Raw genomic sequence first — 14108 nt, 5'->3', positions numbered from 1 at the left:
GCCGAGCGAAAGCTCGGCCCATTCAAAAGAGCGCGAAGCGCGACACCATCTTCTCCATCATCTTCGTGAAGGGAACGTTCATGTCCGGAAAGCTGATCATATGCCCGACGCCCATCGGCAACCTTGGCGATATGCCGCAGCGGGCGCTTGACGCGCTGAGCTCGGCCGATGTCGTGTGCGCGGAGGACACGCGCGTCACAGGCAAGCTGTTGGCGGCGTTCGGCATCGAAAAGCGCCTGGAGCGTCTGGACGAGGCGATGATCGGCTCGCGCGCCGAAGGCGTCGTTGCGCGCGTGCTGGCCGGCGAGATCATCGCCTACTGCAGCGACGCCGGCATGCCGGGCGTGTCCGACCCGGGGCTGCGCCTGGTGCGCGCGTGTCGCGAGGCGGGCGCCCCCGTCGAGGTGTTGCCGGGCCCCACGGCCACGGCCACGGCTTATGTGGCCAGCGGCTGCACGAACCCGCGCTTCTATTTCGGCGGCTTTTTCCCGCGCAAGGCCGGCGACCAAAAGGCGGCGCTTGATGCGGTGCGCACGCTTGACGCGGCGCTCATCTTCTATGAAAGCCCGAACCGCGTGGCTGCAACGCTTGACGTGCTGGCGAAAGCGTTTCCCCTGCGCGAAGCGGCGGTGTGCCGCGAGCTGACGAAGCTCCACGAGGAAGTGGTGCGCGCAACGTTGCCCGCGCTAGCCGCCGAGTTTGCCGCTCGCGCAGCCGGGCCGGGCATCAAAGGCGAGATCGTGCTGGTCATCGACGGGCCGAACGAGGCCGAGGGCCAGGCGGCCCAAGAAAGCGCCGAAGACGCCGCGCGCACGCGTGCCCAGCAGCTGAAAGGCGAAGGCCTTCGCAACAAAGACATCGCGAAAACGCTGGCGGCCGAGTTCGGCTTGCCGCGCAACGTTGCGTACGATATCGCGTTGGAAGCGTAAGCGGCATGGCATATCGCAACGCATCGGGGCTGGTGCGCACGCGTCGCGTTGACCCAAGCGAGCTGACGCGCGGCGGGGAAGCGGGGCGCGCGGGCGGCAGCAAGCCCCGCTTGGCGCGCAAGCCGCATCCGGTTCGCGTGCGGGCGCCTCGCGCAGCGGGTCGGCGGGCTCCCAGCCACGTTCCTCGCGCTCGTCGGTGCCGCCCGAGGTGTTCTTCGTCGACGACATTGAAATCCACCTGCAGCACAAACGCGTGAAGAACCTCAATCTGCGTATTGCCCGCGACGGCGACCACGTGGAAGTTTCCGCGCCCACATGGATGACGAAGGCCGATGTGGTGGACTTCGTGCGCCGCAAGCGCGACTGGATTGAAACGCAGATGGCGCGCGTGGCGGCAACGCCCATGGCCCGCGCTTCGCAGGCGTCGCCCGCCGAGGTGGCGCGGTGGCGCGCGGTGGTGCAAGCATGCGTTCCCGCGCTCATTGCCGCATGGGAACCCATCATGGGCGTGAAGGTCGGCTCGCTTGCGTATCGCAACATGACAAGCCGCTGGGGCAGCTGCCAGCCGTCCACCGGCCGCATCTGCATCAACGTGCGCCTGGCTCTCTATCCTCCCGATTGCCTGGAGTACGTGGTGGTGCACGAGCTATGCCATCTGCTTGAACGCGGCCACGGCCCCCGGTTTCACCAGCTCATGGACCATTTCATGCCCGACTGGAAACAGCGCCGCGACAAATTGCGGTAAGGGAAAGCCCCCCGGTTTCGTCAAGATAACGTACCCGCGGGCTTTTCGTCGTTCACGCCGCGACATTTCCGCAGTTTAGAAACGAGGGGCAAGGGGATGGTGGGCCCGCTCTGCGACTTTCTTGGAAAAGCGCAACAAACCCCGGAAAACAGCGGGCTTCATGCAAAAGAAAACCCGGCCGAAGCCGGGTTGTTCGTTAAATCATGTTCATCTGCGCCAGCGTGGCGCTGTACCAGTGCTCCCAATTCGGCGGGCAGTACTTCTTGGCGGCCTCTACGGAAATGGTGTAGCCATAGCCACGGGCAAGGCCGGCAACGTGGGTGCGAATGGCGTCATCCCAGTTGTCCCAGCTGGCCGAACCCCAGCCCCAGGCGTTGCAGCTGTTGAAACAGTACAGGCCCTTGGAGCTTTCCGTGTTCGAGATAGCGGGCGACCAGCGCGGGTCAACGCCGTAATCCCAGGCGGCCTCGGCGAACGTTTCGCCCGTGCCCGCCATGGGCGAGCCGGCAAGGTAGGCGTTGATGCGGCCAGCCCACTGCGCTACGAATGCGTCGCGGTCGCTTGTCCAGTCGGCGCCATCGTTGCTGGGCGCATCAACGGTGCCCGAGGAGCTTTCGCCGGTGCCAGCGGACTCTTGCGAATTGCTTGCGGAATCAGTTGCGGCATCGTCGGCTTTTCCTGCTTCTTCCGTTTGCGCGGCCTGCTCGGCTGCTGCCTGTGCTTCTGCAGCCTTTGCTGCCTCTTCAGCTTGACGCGCGGCTTCCTCTTGCGCTTTGCGTTGGGCTTCCTGACGTGCTTCCTGCGCGGCGGCAAGCGCTTGCTCGGCGTTGGCGGCCTCGGTGTCGGCGTCCTTCTTCGCTTGCGACAGGCTGCGACGCGTCTGGTCAAGCTCGTCCTTCATCTCCTGAAGGCGCTCGATCTCGGACTGGTTGCTGCTGAAGATGTGAGACACGTATTCGAACGACGTAAAGAAGTCGACGATGTTTTCAGAGCTGAGCACCATCTCCAAAAGGCCGGGAGTGGAAGCTTGCGCCTTGTACAGCTTTACGGCGGCGGCGGAACTGCGTTCCTGCTGCTCGGGAAGCGTTTCCTCGATTTCGGAGATGCGATGCTCGTTGTCGGCAATTTGCTGGTTCAGCTGGTCGATGCGGTCCATGGCCTGGTCGTATTCGGCCGCTGTGCGCTCGACCTCTTGTTGTGCGGCATTTGCCTGCACGTTGATGTCGATATCCTCGGCCCAGGCAGCTTGCCCCGAAAGACCCGCTGCCGGCACGCCGCCGAATGCCAGCGTTGCGCTTAAGGCAAGGGCAAGGGGCGTGCAAAGGCGAGGGCGGTTGCTCGGGTTCGTTTGTGGTTTGTTAGAAAACATCCGCCATCCTTTGGTTTATAACAATCTCCGTCATTATACCGGCAGGTTGTGTGCAAAAGATGCGTGCCATTAAACCCGCACAAGTGTCCGAATGTGCCTGCGCGGGGGCTCGGCTTCGACCGACTTACATTCTTCTGCTTGACTAGCCGCGGCGGTTGTTCATCGCTGCCGTAGGACTTTTGGGAAAAGCGGCGCTACATGCTCTTGTGCGCTAGTCCTTCGGTCGCCCGATGGTCCGTTGGGCAGCGGGTGCTTGGCGGGAGCGCTTTTCGCACTTGCCTTGCGGCCCGGTTTCCCCGTGTTGCCCCCGTGTGCCCGCCGCTGCCTCCGCGCGGCCCGGCGTTTTCGCGTGGTACAATCAGGGGCACTGCGAAAACCCAGGTTGGCGGGGCATCATTCGCCCGACTGCGGCCGCGAGCAAAAGGAAGCACCATGTCAAAGGGAACTTACTCGTTCACCACGCCTATTTATTACGTGAACGCCGAGCCGCATCTGGGCACGGCCTACACCACCGTCGCCGCCGATACCGTCGCGCTCTACCAGCGCATGAACGGCTACGACGTGGCGTTCGTCACGGGCATGGACGAGCATGGCCAGAAAGTGGCCGATACCGCCGCATCGAAGGGCATGACCCCGCAGGCTTGGTGCGATTCCATGGAGCCGGCGTTCCGCAACGTGTGGGATCTGCTCGACATCACCTACACCGATTTCGTGCGTACCACCCAGCCGCGCCACGCGCGCACCGTGCAGAAGTTCTGGCAGGACCTTTACGACAAGGGTTGGTGCTACAAGGGCAGCTACGAGGGCTGGTACTGCGTGCACGAGGAAACGTACTACGCCGAGTCCGACCTGGAGAAAAACGAGGACGGCGAGCTGGTCTGCCCCGACTGCCATCGCCCGGTGCAGAAGGCCGGCGGCGAGGAGAACTGGTTCTTCAAGCTGTCCGAGTTCCAGGAGCCGCTGCTGAAGTTCTACGAGGAGCACCCCGACTTCATCCGCCCCGAAACGCGTAAAAACGAGGTGGTCACGTTTGTGAAAAGCGGTCTGAAGGACCTGTCCATCAGCCGTTCCACGTTCGACTGGGGCGTGCCGCTGCCGTTTGACGAGGGCCACGTGGCCTACGTGTGGGCCGACGCGCTTTTGGCCTACCTCACGGGTATCGGCTACGGCGACGAGCAGCGCGCCGGCGAGTTCGAGCAGCGTTGGCCCATGCAGTACCACTTCGTGGGCAAGGACATCACGCGCTTCCACTGCGTCATCTGGCCGGCCATGCTCATGGCCGCCGGCCTGCCCATCACGCACACGGTGTTCGGCCACGGCTTCTTGCTTACGAAGGGCGAGAAGATGTCGAAGTCGAAGGGCAACGGCATGAAGCCCGCCGACCTGGTGAAGATCTTCGGCGTGGACGCGTATCGCTACTACTTTATGTCCGACGTGCAGTTCGGCCATGACGGCAACATCTCCATGGAGCGCATGGTGCAGGTCTACAACGCCGATTTGGCCAACACCTGGGGCAACCTGTGCAGCCGCGTGTTCAACATGACGAAGAAGTACTTCGACGGCAAGGTTCCCGCCGTGCCGGTCGACGCTGCCGAGCGCGTGGCGAACCCCATGCTGCCCATCGTCGAGCAGCTGTACGCGAAGTACGACGCCTGCCTGTCCGAGGTCGACTTCACCGGTGCCGCCGCGGCGGTGCAGGAGCTGGCCGGCCGCGTGAACCTGTACGTCGAGGAAAGCGCGCCGTGGAATCTGGCGAAAAGCGAGGAAACGGCCGGCGACCTGGCCGCTGTCATCTACAACGCGCTTGAGGCCATCCGCATCATCGCGCTGTACATGGCTCCGTTCATGCCGAACACGTCCAACGAGGTGTTCGATCGCCTCAGCCTGGGCAAGGTTACCGACGTAGTGGACATCGAGGCCGCCACGAAGTGGGGCCAGCTGCCCGCCGGCAACGCCGTCACCGTCGGCGACCCGCTGTTCCCGCGCCTGAACATGGACGAGATCGACGTCAACGCCGAATAACTGGACGTACGAAGCGGGGCAAAGGGAACTTCCTTTTGCCCCGCTTTTTTGGAACGAGACGCGGTTTGTCCGCGCCGTCTCGGCAAAATGGGACAAGGGGACAGTCCCTTTGTCCCATTTGAGCTTGAACCTGACAAGGGGACAGGTGCCTTGTCAGGTTCGTTTTACCAAGGGAATGTGAATGACCGAAGAGCAAGAACAACCCGTATTTCTCGACGCGCTGTTTCGCCAGAAGCGCAAGCACGGCAAGTTTCGCCTGGTAGAGCCGCCGCGGCTTGAGGGCGCGGTGGCCGATACGCACGCGCACGTGCATCTGTTGGCCGATCCGGCGCTTGAGTTCGCGCGCTGCGCGGTGTGGGGCGTCGACTTCGTGTGCGACATCATCGACGTGCAGGAAGATGCGCCTGAGGTGTTCGATCGCTTCGATGGCTGGTATGTCGAAGCGGCCGAGCGTTTGCCGCAGGTAGTCGAATGCACGCGCGAGGTGCTGGCGGCTGGTGGCGATGCGGTAACGCATCTGCCCGATGGCGCGCTGCCGGCGGCGTTCGTGCTGCCCGAGGGGGCCGCCGCGCGTCCGCTGCCGCGGCTACGCCTGGCGTGCGGCGTGCATCCGCACAACGCGAAGTTCTACGACGACGCCATGGAGGCGCGCCTTGTTGCGCGTTTGGCCGATCCGCGCGTGTGCGCCGTGGGCGAGATCGGGCTGGACTACCATTACGATCTGTCGCCGCGCGAAGATCAGCGGCAGGCGTTTCGCCGTCAGATTCGCCTGGCGCATGAAACGGGCTTGCCGGTGGCGTTGCATGTGCGCGAGGCGCACGACGAGGCGTTCGCCATGTTGCACGAAGAGGGTTTCCCGGCGGCAGGCACGCTGCTGCACTGCTTCGATTTGGATTGGGGAACGCTGGAACCCTGGGTTGAACAGGGGTGCTACGTTGCGCTGGGCGGCGCGCTCACGTTCAAGCGCTGCCAGGATACGCGCGATGCGGTGGCGCGCACGCCGCGCAACCTGCTGCTTACCGAAACCGATTCCCCGTACATGACGCCTGAGCCTATGCGCGGCGTGCCGTGCGGGCCGGCGCACACGGTGTTCACCGCTGCGTGCATGGCTGAAGTGCTAGGGTGTGAAAGCGCCGCCGCCCGGGCCGAATTGCTGGCGCAGCTGCGCGAAAACGCTCGCGCGTTGCTTGACCGTCCGCCCACCGCTTGGCAGCAAGCCCATGCGCCCGCTGCCGTAAACGAAAGGAATTGCGAATGAAACGCCTGATTATTGTCGGGTCGCCTCGCGTCGAGGGCCGCAGCGGCGCGCTGGCGGACCTGCTGTTCGAAAGCTGCATCGAAGAATGCCCGGAAGACGAGGTGTTCCTGGCGCCGGTGTCCACGCTGGAAGTGGCCGGGTGCAATGCTTGCGATTGGTGCAAACGTGGTTCCGCTGTTCTGCCGAACGGCGGAGATGCCGACGTTGCGGCCACCTGTGGCAGCGCATCCCGCGGCGAAGCCGGAGACTTGCGTACCGAAGTACGCGGCGCCTCCGTCTTCCCCACGGGCTGCACTGCCACAGGCGCCCTCACTGACTCTCCCAATTCCCTGAGTGATGGGGACCCCAACGACGCCAATCGTCGGTGCGTTATCCGCGACGACATGGACGACATCTATCCGCTGCTTGAGGACGCCGACGAGCTTATTGTGGTGGCGCCCGTGTACTTTGCGGGCCCGTCGTCGCAGCTCAAGGCTGTGCTCGACCGGTTCCAGCCGTATTTCTGGACGCGCCAGCGCGCGCGGCGGCGCCCCTGCACGCTGCACGTGGTGGGCGAGGGCGGCGATCCGCACGGCTTCGACCCGCTAGTGGGCACGGTTCGCTCGGCAGCTGCTGTGGCGGGCTTCCGTCTGGAGCGCGTGCTTGACTGGGTAGGCAAGATCGACGAGTCGGGCGAAATCGTAGCCGAAGCGGACGAATATCCCATCAGCGGCCCTGTTGTGCGCGCGTTCGCCGGCGGCGCATCTGCGGCGGCGGTCGAGCCTGTGGAAGCGCCGGCCGAGCAGCCGGCTGCGCCCGCCGAAAGCGCGCCTGAAGCGTTCGCGGAGAACGACTTCGCTGCCCAACTTGCTTCCCAGGCTGCGCGCAGACAGCAACGTGCGCGCCTTGACCTGGGCGAAAACGGTTCCGAGCGCCAGGTCATCAAGCTTGACGAAGAAGGCCGTCGCGTTGATGCGGCTCAGCACGGGCGCAAGCGCTCCGCGCAAAAGAAGCACGCGAACGCTAAGCGCGGCACAAACGGCGTGCAGCAGGCCAAACACGACAACCCGCACGCGCAAAAGGGCAAAGGCGGCGGCAAGGCTGGCGGCGCGAAAGGCGGCAATGCTAACCGCGGCGGAAAGCAGGGGAAGCGCCGTGGGTAGCCTGTCGACACTTGCGAGTCTTGCCGCCACGCGCGAGGTGCTGGCCGACCACGGCCTGACGGCAAAGTATTCGCTGGGGCAAAACTTCCTGGTCAACGATACCATTGTGCAGAAAATCGTCGCGCTTGCCGAGCTTGACGGCGCCGATCGCGTGTTGGAAATCGGTCCGGGCATCGGCACGCTTACCATGGCGCTGCTGAAAGGCGCCGCGCATGTCACGTCCATTGAGCGCGATGCCGATTTGCCGGCCGTGCTCGAAGAAACGCTGGCGCCGTGGTGGGACAAGTTCACGCTTATCCAGAAAGACGCGCTTGACCTGCAGCTTTCCGACCTGAATGCGCAGGCTATGCCAACGAAGCTTGTGGCGAACCTGCCGTATGCCGTGGCAGCCACAGTGGTGCTCGACTACTTCCAGCGCATTGATTCGCTTCAATCTGCAACGGTGATGGTGCAAAAAGAGGTGGCGGACCGCATGGCGGCCGAGCCCGGCACGAAGAACTACGGGGCGTACACGGTGAAGCTGCGCCTGTACGCGCAGCCCGCTGGCCGTTTTCCCGTCAGTCCGAACAACTTCTTTCCGCCGCCGCGCGTGGACAGCGCCGTTATCCGCCTGAATCGCCGTCCCGTGACGGATGCTTCCGGAGCGCCGCTTGATGCAAATGTGGTGCGCGCGGCATGCACTATGGCCGATGCGGCATTCGCCAGCCGCCGCAAAACGCTTTCGAATTCTTGCAAAACGTACTTTGCCGGCCGCGGCGCGCAAGGTGGGGCGGTGGCGCAGCATTTGCCGGAGCTGTTCGAGCGCGCGTCAATCGACCCGAAACGGCGCGGCGAAACGCTGTCGCTTGCGGAGTTCGTGCAGCTGGGGCAGGAGTTGCTTGCGGTGCAGGCACAGCTTGGCCAATAACGTTTTCATGCACCGATAAGGCCGGCGCTTGTCGGCCAAATATCACAGAACGGCCCAGCGGATGTGGCCGTTCTGTGATAACTGCTATAAAAATGGGTGCAAAAGATGGAGAAGTAAGCTTGCATTGACCCGCATGATATAATTGTGAACTGTTATCTGTGTGTTATGCGGGAAAGAGCTACTATGGATTTAGCGAAGCAAGCAAAAATCGTCGACTCCATTCATGATACGTTACATGACTTCGTCGGTCAACGCCTGAAGGTTCGCGCGAACATGGGTCGTTCCAAGATCGTCGAAAGCGAAGGCATTTTGATGCAGGTGCATCCGCAGCTGTTCATCATGGAAGTCGACCGCAAGCGCGGCCGCACGGCGCGTCAGTCCTACCAGTACGTCGACGTTTTGACGGGTATGGTGGAGCTGTCGCAGAACGGTGAGCCGCTGTTCGAGCCGTTCATCCCCGAGGGGGATGAGCCGGGCGTGGACATGTCCATGCTTGAGGAAAAGGTGCTTTCCTAGGCGCTTTCGAAATTGCAAGAAACGGGGGCCGGTGCGGCCCCTGTTTTGCGTATGGGCGCGCTGTGGCATGAAACATGGACATTTTGCGAATGCTGCGCAAGAACTGTTTGACAAAGCAAGGGCGAACGAGGAAAATGCTTTCTCGCGCAAAGCGCAATACCCATGGGGATGTAGCTCAGCTGGGAGAGCATCACGTTCGCAACGTGGGGGTCGTGGGTTCGAATCCCATCATCTCCACCATGGAAACTTCGGAGCCGTCAGTTTTCTGGCGGCTCTTTTTTATGTCGGAGGCCAAAAGGGTTCACGCCGGAAGGCGGGAGCTCGTCGGAAGCGCGGGGACCGTCGATTTGCCGGGCTTTTCGCAAAGGCCGCTCATTATCGAAGGAGAAACATGGCAGGCCTGAAAGCAGTGCTGTTCGACAACGATGGAACGTTGGTCGATTCGCATGATCTTATCCTTGCGAGTTTTCGCTATGCGGGGCCGGCGGTGCTTGGCCGGCAGCTCAGCGATGAAGAGTACCTGCAAAAGGTTGGGCAGCCGCTTTCGGTACAGGTGCGTGATTTCACCGATGACCCGCAGTTGCAGGAGCGGTTCTGCGAGGCGTACCGCGCGCATAACAAAACGGTGCACGACCAGATGATCAAGGCGTTTCCCGGCACCGTCGAAGCGCTGGCGAAGCTGGCGTCGGCGGGCTTGAATCTGGGCGTGGTCACGTCGAAGCGCCATGAGGTAGCGTGGCACGGGCTTGAGGTGGTCGGCGCGGCGCAGTACCTGGATTGCTGCGTGGGGTGGGACGACGTCGAGCGTCCCAAGCCCGATCCGCAGCCGGTGCAGCGCGGCTGCGAAATACTCGGCTTCGCGCCAGCTGAGTGCCTGTACGTGGGCGATGCTCCGTTCGATTTGCAGGCCGGGAATGCGGCCGGCACGAAAGCAGCGGCCGTGACCTGGGGCATGTTCGACGAAGCGCGGCTTGCGGCCGAAAATCCCACGTTCGTGGCGCATACGTGGGACGAACTTGTGAAGGGCGTTTTGGGGCTTCGCTAACGGAATCGATGCGCCGTACGGCCTTTTCGCGAGGCATTTCGGCGGCGGTAAAGACGCTACGGTGGCTCGGGTGAGTCTTGTTTGCAAGCGTTGATGGACCATCGGCGCGCCATGCTGCAGACAGAGCAGTGGTAACGTTTCGCGCTTGCGGTAATCGTGCGAAGGGCGCGCGGCGGCTTTCGCGGCGCGGTATACTTGCTGCACAACGAAATGGACAGTTCGAAAACCTCCTGTCGGTAAACAAAACTAGGTACCTTTGCTTGCTTTCGCAGCGGGAGCTGCCGGTGCTGCGTCTTGTGCGGCTGGGCATGGCTCGCGCGGGCGGACGCGGTTTCTGCGGCGCGGCGAATGCGGTGTTTGCGCGCATCGTGGCAGGTAACGCGCGATACAAGGGCCTTTTCCGACGGCGGTTTTCGCTTTACGGGAAAGGCTTTTGCTATGTATGGCTTGAAAACGGAGAGCAGCTTCGATGCAGCTCATTTTCTGACGGATTATCACGGCAAGTGCGAGAACCTGCACGGCCACCGTTGGCGCGTGGTGGCGTATCTGGAGCAGGCGGAGCTGCAAACCGAGGGTACGCACAAGGACATGGTCATCGATTTCGCCGAGTTCAAGCGTGCGCTGCGCGATTTGACCGAGGAGCTTGACCATTCGTTCGTGGTGGAAGAGGGTTCGCTTATGCCCGAAACGCTTGAATGCCTGCACAAAGAGGGCTTCACGCTTTCCATGATGCCGTTCCGCACCACGGCGGAGAATCTGGCGCGCTATTTCTTCGACAAGCTGGCCGCCAAGGGCTTCCCGGTGTCGCAGGTTGACGTGTACGAAACCCCGAACAACTGCGCGATTTACCGTGCCTAGCAGGGAAAACAACGTGCAACCTGCGGTTTGCGAGCCGCGCGGCGGCGCGCGTCAAGCCAAGCAGGCGGCAGTGTGTGCCGGTGCTTCTTCGCCCGATGCGAGCGAAGCGTCTGCACTGCTTGGCGGCAACGGCGCCGAGGCGGGCTGCGCCGCCATGCCGGTGGTGGAGAAATTCATCAGCATCAACGGCGAAGGGCGCTGCGCGGGCAAGCTGGCGGCGTTCATTCGCTTTGCGGGCTGCAACTTGCGCTGCTCGTATTGCGACACGATGTGGGCGAACGAGCCGGGTGCTGCCGTGCAATCGGAAACGGTTGCGGCGCTGGTGGCGTGGGTGCGCGAAACGGGCGTGGAGTGCGTGACGCTGACCGGTGGCGAGCCGGTGCTGCAACCGCATCTTGCGCAGCTGGTGCGCGTGCTGTGCGGCGAAGCGGGCCCGACCGGGCATGGCTTGCGCGTGGAAGTTGAAACGAACGGGGCCGCTGACCTGGCAGAACTTGCCAATTTGCGGCAGCAGCTTCGCGGCGTGGCGCCCGGTGCGCTCACGTTTACCGTGGACTGGAAGCTGCCTTCAAGCGGTATGGAGGCGCGCATGCTGCCCACCAATTTCGCGCTGCTTGATGCGCGCGATGCCGTGAAATTCGTGTGCGCCGAAAGCGATCTGCCGCGCGTGCTTGAAGTTGCGCGGCAGCTTGACCTGCCCGGGCGCGTTCCGGTGTACCTCAGCCCGTGCTTCGGGCGCATCGAGCCGGCGCGCATCGTCGAGTTCATGCAGGAAAACGGCATGATATGGGCAACGGCTCAGCTGCAGTTGCACAAGATCATCTGGCCTAACGTTGAGAGGGGCGTGTAGCAGGCATGAAAGAATCCAACAAAGTGTTCCCGTCGTTGGCGCAAGCCGCGGCTGCGGTTCGCGAAGGCGCCTTTGGAACGGCAGCTGTCGGCGAAGAGTCGCACAACGCTACGGCCGCGTCCGGCACTGCGGCGAACGAGAGCCCCCGTTCGTTCGGGTCGTTCGCTGCTGCGGCAGCGGCGCACAAGGCGGCCGGCCCGCAGCTGGGAGCGTCGCAAGAGGGGCAAAAGGCGCTGGTGCTATGCAGCGGCGGCGTGGATTCCACCACGCTTCTGGCCATGGCGGTTGAGCGTTATGGCGCCGAAAACGTGTTCGCGCTGAGCATCTCGTATGGCCAACGCCACGAGAAAGAGATTGAAAGCGCGAAGGCCGTTGCGACGTATTACGGCGTTGAGCAGCGGTTTTTGGATCTGTCGGCCATTTTTGCCGACAGCAACTGCAGCCTGCTTGCGCACTCCACCGACCAGGTTCCCGAGGAAAGCTATGCCGAGCAGCTTGACGAAAGCAACGGCGCGCCAGTCAGCACGTACGTGCCGTTTCGCAACGGGCTGTTCCTGTCGTCGGCCGCGTCCATGGCGCTGTCGCTGGGCGCAAGCGTGCTGTATTACGGTGCGCACCACGACGACTGGGCGGGCAACGCGTACCCCGACTGCTCGCTGGAGTTCGTGTACGCCATGAACCTTGCCATCATGGAGGGCACGGGCGGCGAGCTGCGTATGGAGGCGCCGTTTGTGGAATGGTCGAAGGCCGATATCGTGAAACGCGGCCTTGAGCTGGGCGTTCCCTATGAACTGACATGGAGCTGCTACGAGGGAGGCAACTACCCGTGCGGCGCATGCGGCACATGCATCGATCGCAATCGCGCGTTCGAGCTGAACGGCGTGCGCGACCCGCTGCTTGATGCGCTTGACGCGCAGCGCGCGCAAGCGGGCGAATAGGGCTTGGCGCTGCGGCCTTGCCGAGCAATTAGGCCGCAGTACCTTCGGGTAAATGTAGCTGCAGCAACTGCGGGGCCTCTTGGCGGTAGAAGATATCGAAGCTGCCTGCTTCTTCTCAAGGTCATCTCATTTGCTGATAAAACGATATGCGCGTAACGTATCCACGCTTGAAAGGAATCTTATGACGAACGAAAAACCTACGCGCGAAGGCGCTGACGACCTGTCGCTTTTGGGCAACCAGGGCGTGCGATATCCGCAAACGTACGACCCCAGCGTGCTTGAGACGTTCGAGAACAAGCACCCGGGCAACGATTACTTCGTGAAGTTCAACTGTCCGGAATTCACGGCGTTGTGCCCGATCACCGGCCAGCCCGACTTCGCCACCATCTACATCTCGTACGTGCCGAACATCCGCATGGTGGAAAGCAAAAGCCTGAAGCTGTACCTGTTCAGCTTCCGCAACCATGGGGACTTCCATGAGGATTGCGTCAACGTCATCATGAAGGACCTCATTGCGCTGATGGACCCGAAGTACATCGAGGTGTGGGGCAAGTTCCTGCCGCGTGGCGGCATTTCCATCGACCCGTACTGCAACTACGGCAAGCCCGGCACGCGCTGGGAGCAGGTTGCGTGGGACCGCCTGGCGAACCACGATTTGCATCCGGAAGCGGTGAACAACCGCTAGGGAAGCGCATGAGGAAATCAACGTACATACGTATGACGAATGCGCTGCGGGCGCGGCCGGCTGCGACACGTGCGGTTGTGCTGGCGAACAAGGCCATCACGAATGCCGTGTATGTGGCGTATCCGTGCTTGCTCGCATGGCTTGCTGCGTGGCAGATTGCGTTTGGCTGGCCGGCAAAGCCGCTGCTGTGCGCGCTGCTGGTGCCAGGCGTATCGTTCGTGCTGGTCACCGCCTTGCGTAAAGCTATCAACGCGCCGCGTCCCTACGAAGTGTTCGATGCGGCGCCCGTCATCGCGAAAGATACGCAGGGCAATTCGTTTCCCAGCAGGCACACGTTCAGCATCTTCGTGATAGCCATGACGTTTTGCGTGTGGTGCCCGCTTGCGTGGGCAGGGCCGGCCATGCTGGTGGCGGGCGTTGCGCTTGCCGTCATTCGCGTGGTGTCGGGCGTACATTTTCCGCGCGATGTGGTTGCCGGCGCTGTGCTGGGCATTGCGCTGGGTGCGGTTGGGTTCTTGCTGTAGCAACCACTTTCGCGCAGGTTTTGGAAACGCGACTGCCCGGGTATTGGCTGCGTCTGGTCGCTCGTGGTGCCTCGGCTGCTGGCTGCTCCGGTCTAGCTAAATTGCCTGCGGTGTCGCGGGTTCGTTAAACGGCGGCGTCTCCGGCCTTCGCTCTTTTCCTCTTGCAGTCCTGGTCAAACGGCTCGCAAATACAAGAAAGCCCGCTCAATGGGGAGTTGAGCGGGCTTTTGCTTGGCTGCCAAAGGCCAAGCTTGCGCAGCCAAGGAAACATGCAGAGCACGTCAGCGCGGCGATTCGCCTTCGCGCTTGTTGAGGGGTAG

14 protein-coding genes and 1 tRNA gene are annotated in these 14108 nt (G+C 62.6%); 14 read left to right on the top strand and 1 reads right to left on the bottom strand.

Annotated elements, in window-relative coordinates:
- Nucleotides 1–80 precede the first annotated feature (80 nt).
- Together rsmI and ET524_RS02975 are read left to right on the top strand one after the other, a co-directional pair.
- Nucleotides 81–929, top strand: coding sequence for a 16S rRNA (cytidine(1402)-2'-O)-methyltransferase (gene rsmI, locus ET524_RS02980; RefSeq protein WP_129423268.1), 849 nt, complete (start codon nucleotides 81–83; stop codon nucleotides 927–929).
- Between the two features lie 208 nt (nucleotides 930–1137).
- A complete protein-coding gene (locus ET524_RS02975; protein WP_201738630.1) occupies nucleotides 1138–1674 on the top strand; it encodes a M48 family metallopeptidase in 537 nt (178 codons plus the stop codon).
- A gap of 196 nt (nucleotides 1675–1870) precedes the next feature.
- On the opposite strand, the gene ET524_RS02970 is transcribed toward ET524_RS02975, so the two are convergent.
- Nucleotides 1871–3043, bottom strand: a complete 1173-nt coding sequence (locus tag ET524_RS02970) for a coiled-coil domain-containing protein (RefSeq protein WP_129423266.1) — start codon at nucleotides 3041–3043, stop codon at nucleotides 1871–1873.
- 432 nt (nucleotides 3044–3475) lie between these two features.
- Between ET524_RS02970 and metG the strand changes: the two genes are divergently transcribed.
- From metG to ET524_RS02910, 12 genes are all read left to right on the top strand, one after another.
- Nucleotides 3476–5065 carry a methionine--tRNA ligase gene (gene metG, locus ET524_RS02965; protein ID WP_129423265.1) on the top strand — a complete coding sequence of 530 codons (1590 nt, stop codon included), beginning with the start codon at nucleotides 3476–3478 and terminating at the stop codon, nucleotides 5063–5065.
- Between the two features lie 181 nt (nucleotides 5066–5246).
- Complete coding sequence (locus tag ET524_RS02960; RefSeq protein ID WP_129423264.1) at nucleotides 5247–6323, top strand: TatD family hydrolase; 1077 nt, start codon at nucleotides 5247–5249, stop codon at nucleotides 6321–6323.
- Nucleotides 6320–7465: a flavodoxin family protein gene (locus tag ET524_RS02955; protein ID WP_129423263.1), complete on the top strand. Its 1146-nt coding sequence runs from the start codon at nucleotides 6320–6322 to the stop codon at nucleotides 7463–7465. The genes ET524_RS02960 and ET524_RS02955 overlap by 4 nt, the downstream gene beginning before the upstream one ends.
- Nucleotides 7458–8372, top strand: coding sequence for a 16S rRNA (adenine(1518)-N(6)/adenine(1519)-N(6))-dimethyltransferase RsmA (gene rsmA, locus ET524_RS02950; RefSeq protein WP_129423262.1), 915 nt, complete (start codon nucleotides 7458–7460; stop codon nucleotides 8370–8372). Before ET524_RS02955 ends, rsmA begins: the two co-directional genes overlap by 8 nt.
- 183 nt (nucleotides 8373–8555) lie before the next feature.
- Nucleotides 8556–8888, top strand: a complete 333-nt coding sequence (locus tag ET524_RS02945; protein WP_129423261.1) for a Veg family protein — start codon at nucleotides 8556–8558, stop codon at nucleotides 8886–8888.
- A 164-nt stretch (nucleotides 8889–9052) separates the two neighbouring features.
- Nucleotides 9053–9128: transfer RNA gene (locus tag ET524_RS02940), tRNA-Ala, on the top strand.
- A 151-nt stretch (nucleotides 9129–9279) separates the two neighbouring features.
- Nucleotides 9280–9933 carry an HAD family hydrolase gene (locus ET524_RS02935; protein WP_129423260.1) on the top strand — a complete coding sequence of 218 codons (654 nt, stop codon included), beginning with the start codon at nucleotides 9280–9282 and terminating at the stop codon, nucleotides 9931–9933.
- A 438-nt stretch (nucleotides 9934–10371) separates the two neighbouring features.
- Nucleotides 10372–10791 (top strand): 6-pyruvoyl trahydropterin synthase family protein, encoded by a 420-nt coding sequence (locus ET524_RS02930; protein WP_129423259.1) that lies wholly within the window; start codon nucleotides 10372–10374, stop codon nucleotides 10789–10791.
- 13 nt (nucleotides 10792–10804) lie between these two features.
- Nucleotides 10805–11641 carry a radical SAM protein gene (locus ET524_RS02925; protein ID WP_201738628.1) on the top strand — a complete coding sequence of 279 codons (837 nt, stop codon included), beginning with the start codon at nucleotides 10805–10807 and terminating at the stop codon, nucleotides 11639–11641.
- Between the two features lie 5 nt (nucleotides 11642–11646).
- On the top strand, nucleotides 11647–12579 hold the full coding sequence (queC, locus tag ET524_RS02920) for a 7-cyano-7-deazaguanine synthase QueC (protein ID WP_129423258.1): 933 nt from the start codon (nucleotides 11647–11649) through the stop codon (nucleotides 12577–12579).
- Nucleotides 12580–12760: 181 nt separating this feature from the next.
- A complete protein-coding gene (gene queF / locus ET524_RS02915; protein ID WP_129423257.1) occupies nucleotides 12761–13264 on the top strand; it encodes a preQ(1) synthase in 504 nt (167 codons plus the stop codon).
- 8 nt (nucleotides 13265–13272) lie between these two features.
- Nucleotides 13273–13788, top strand: a complete 516-nt coding sequence (locus ET524_RS02910) for a phosphatase PAP2 family protein (protein WP_129423256.1) — start codon at nucleotides 13273–13275, stop codon at nucleotides 13786–13788.
- The last annotated feature ends 320 nt before the right edge of the window (nucleotides 13789–14108 follow it).

Source organism: Senegalimassilia faecalis (assembly GCF_004135645.1).
GTDB lineage: Bacteria > Actinomycetota > Coriobacteriia > Coriobacteriales > Eggerthellaceae > Senegalimassilia > Senegalimassilia faecalis.
This window is presented reverse-complemented; position numbering and strand designations above follow the sequence as displayed.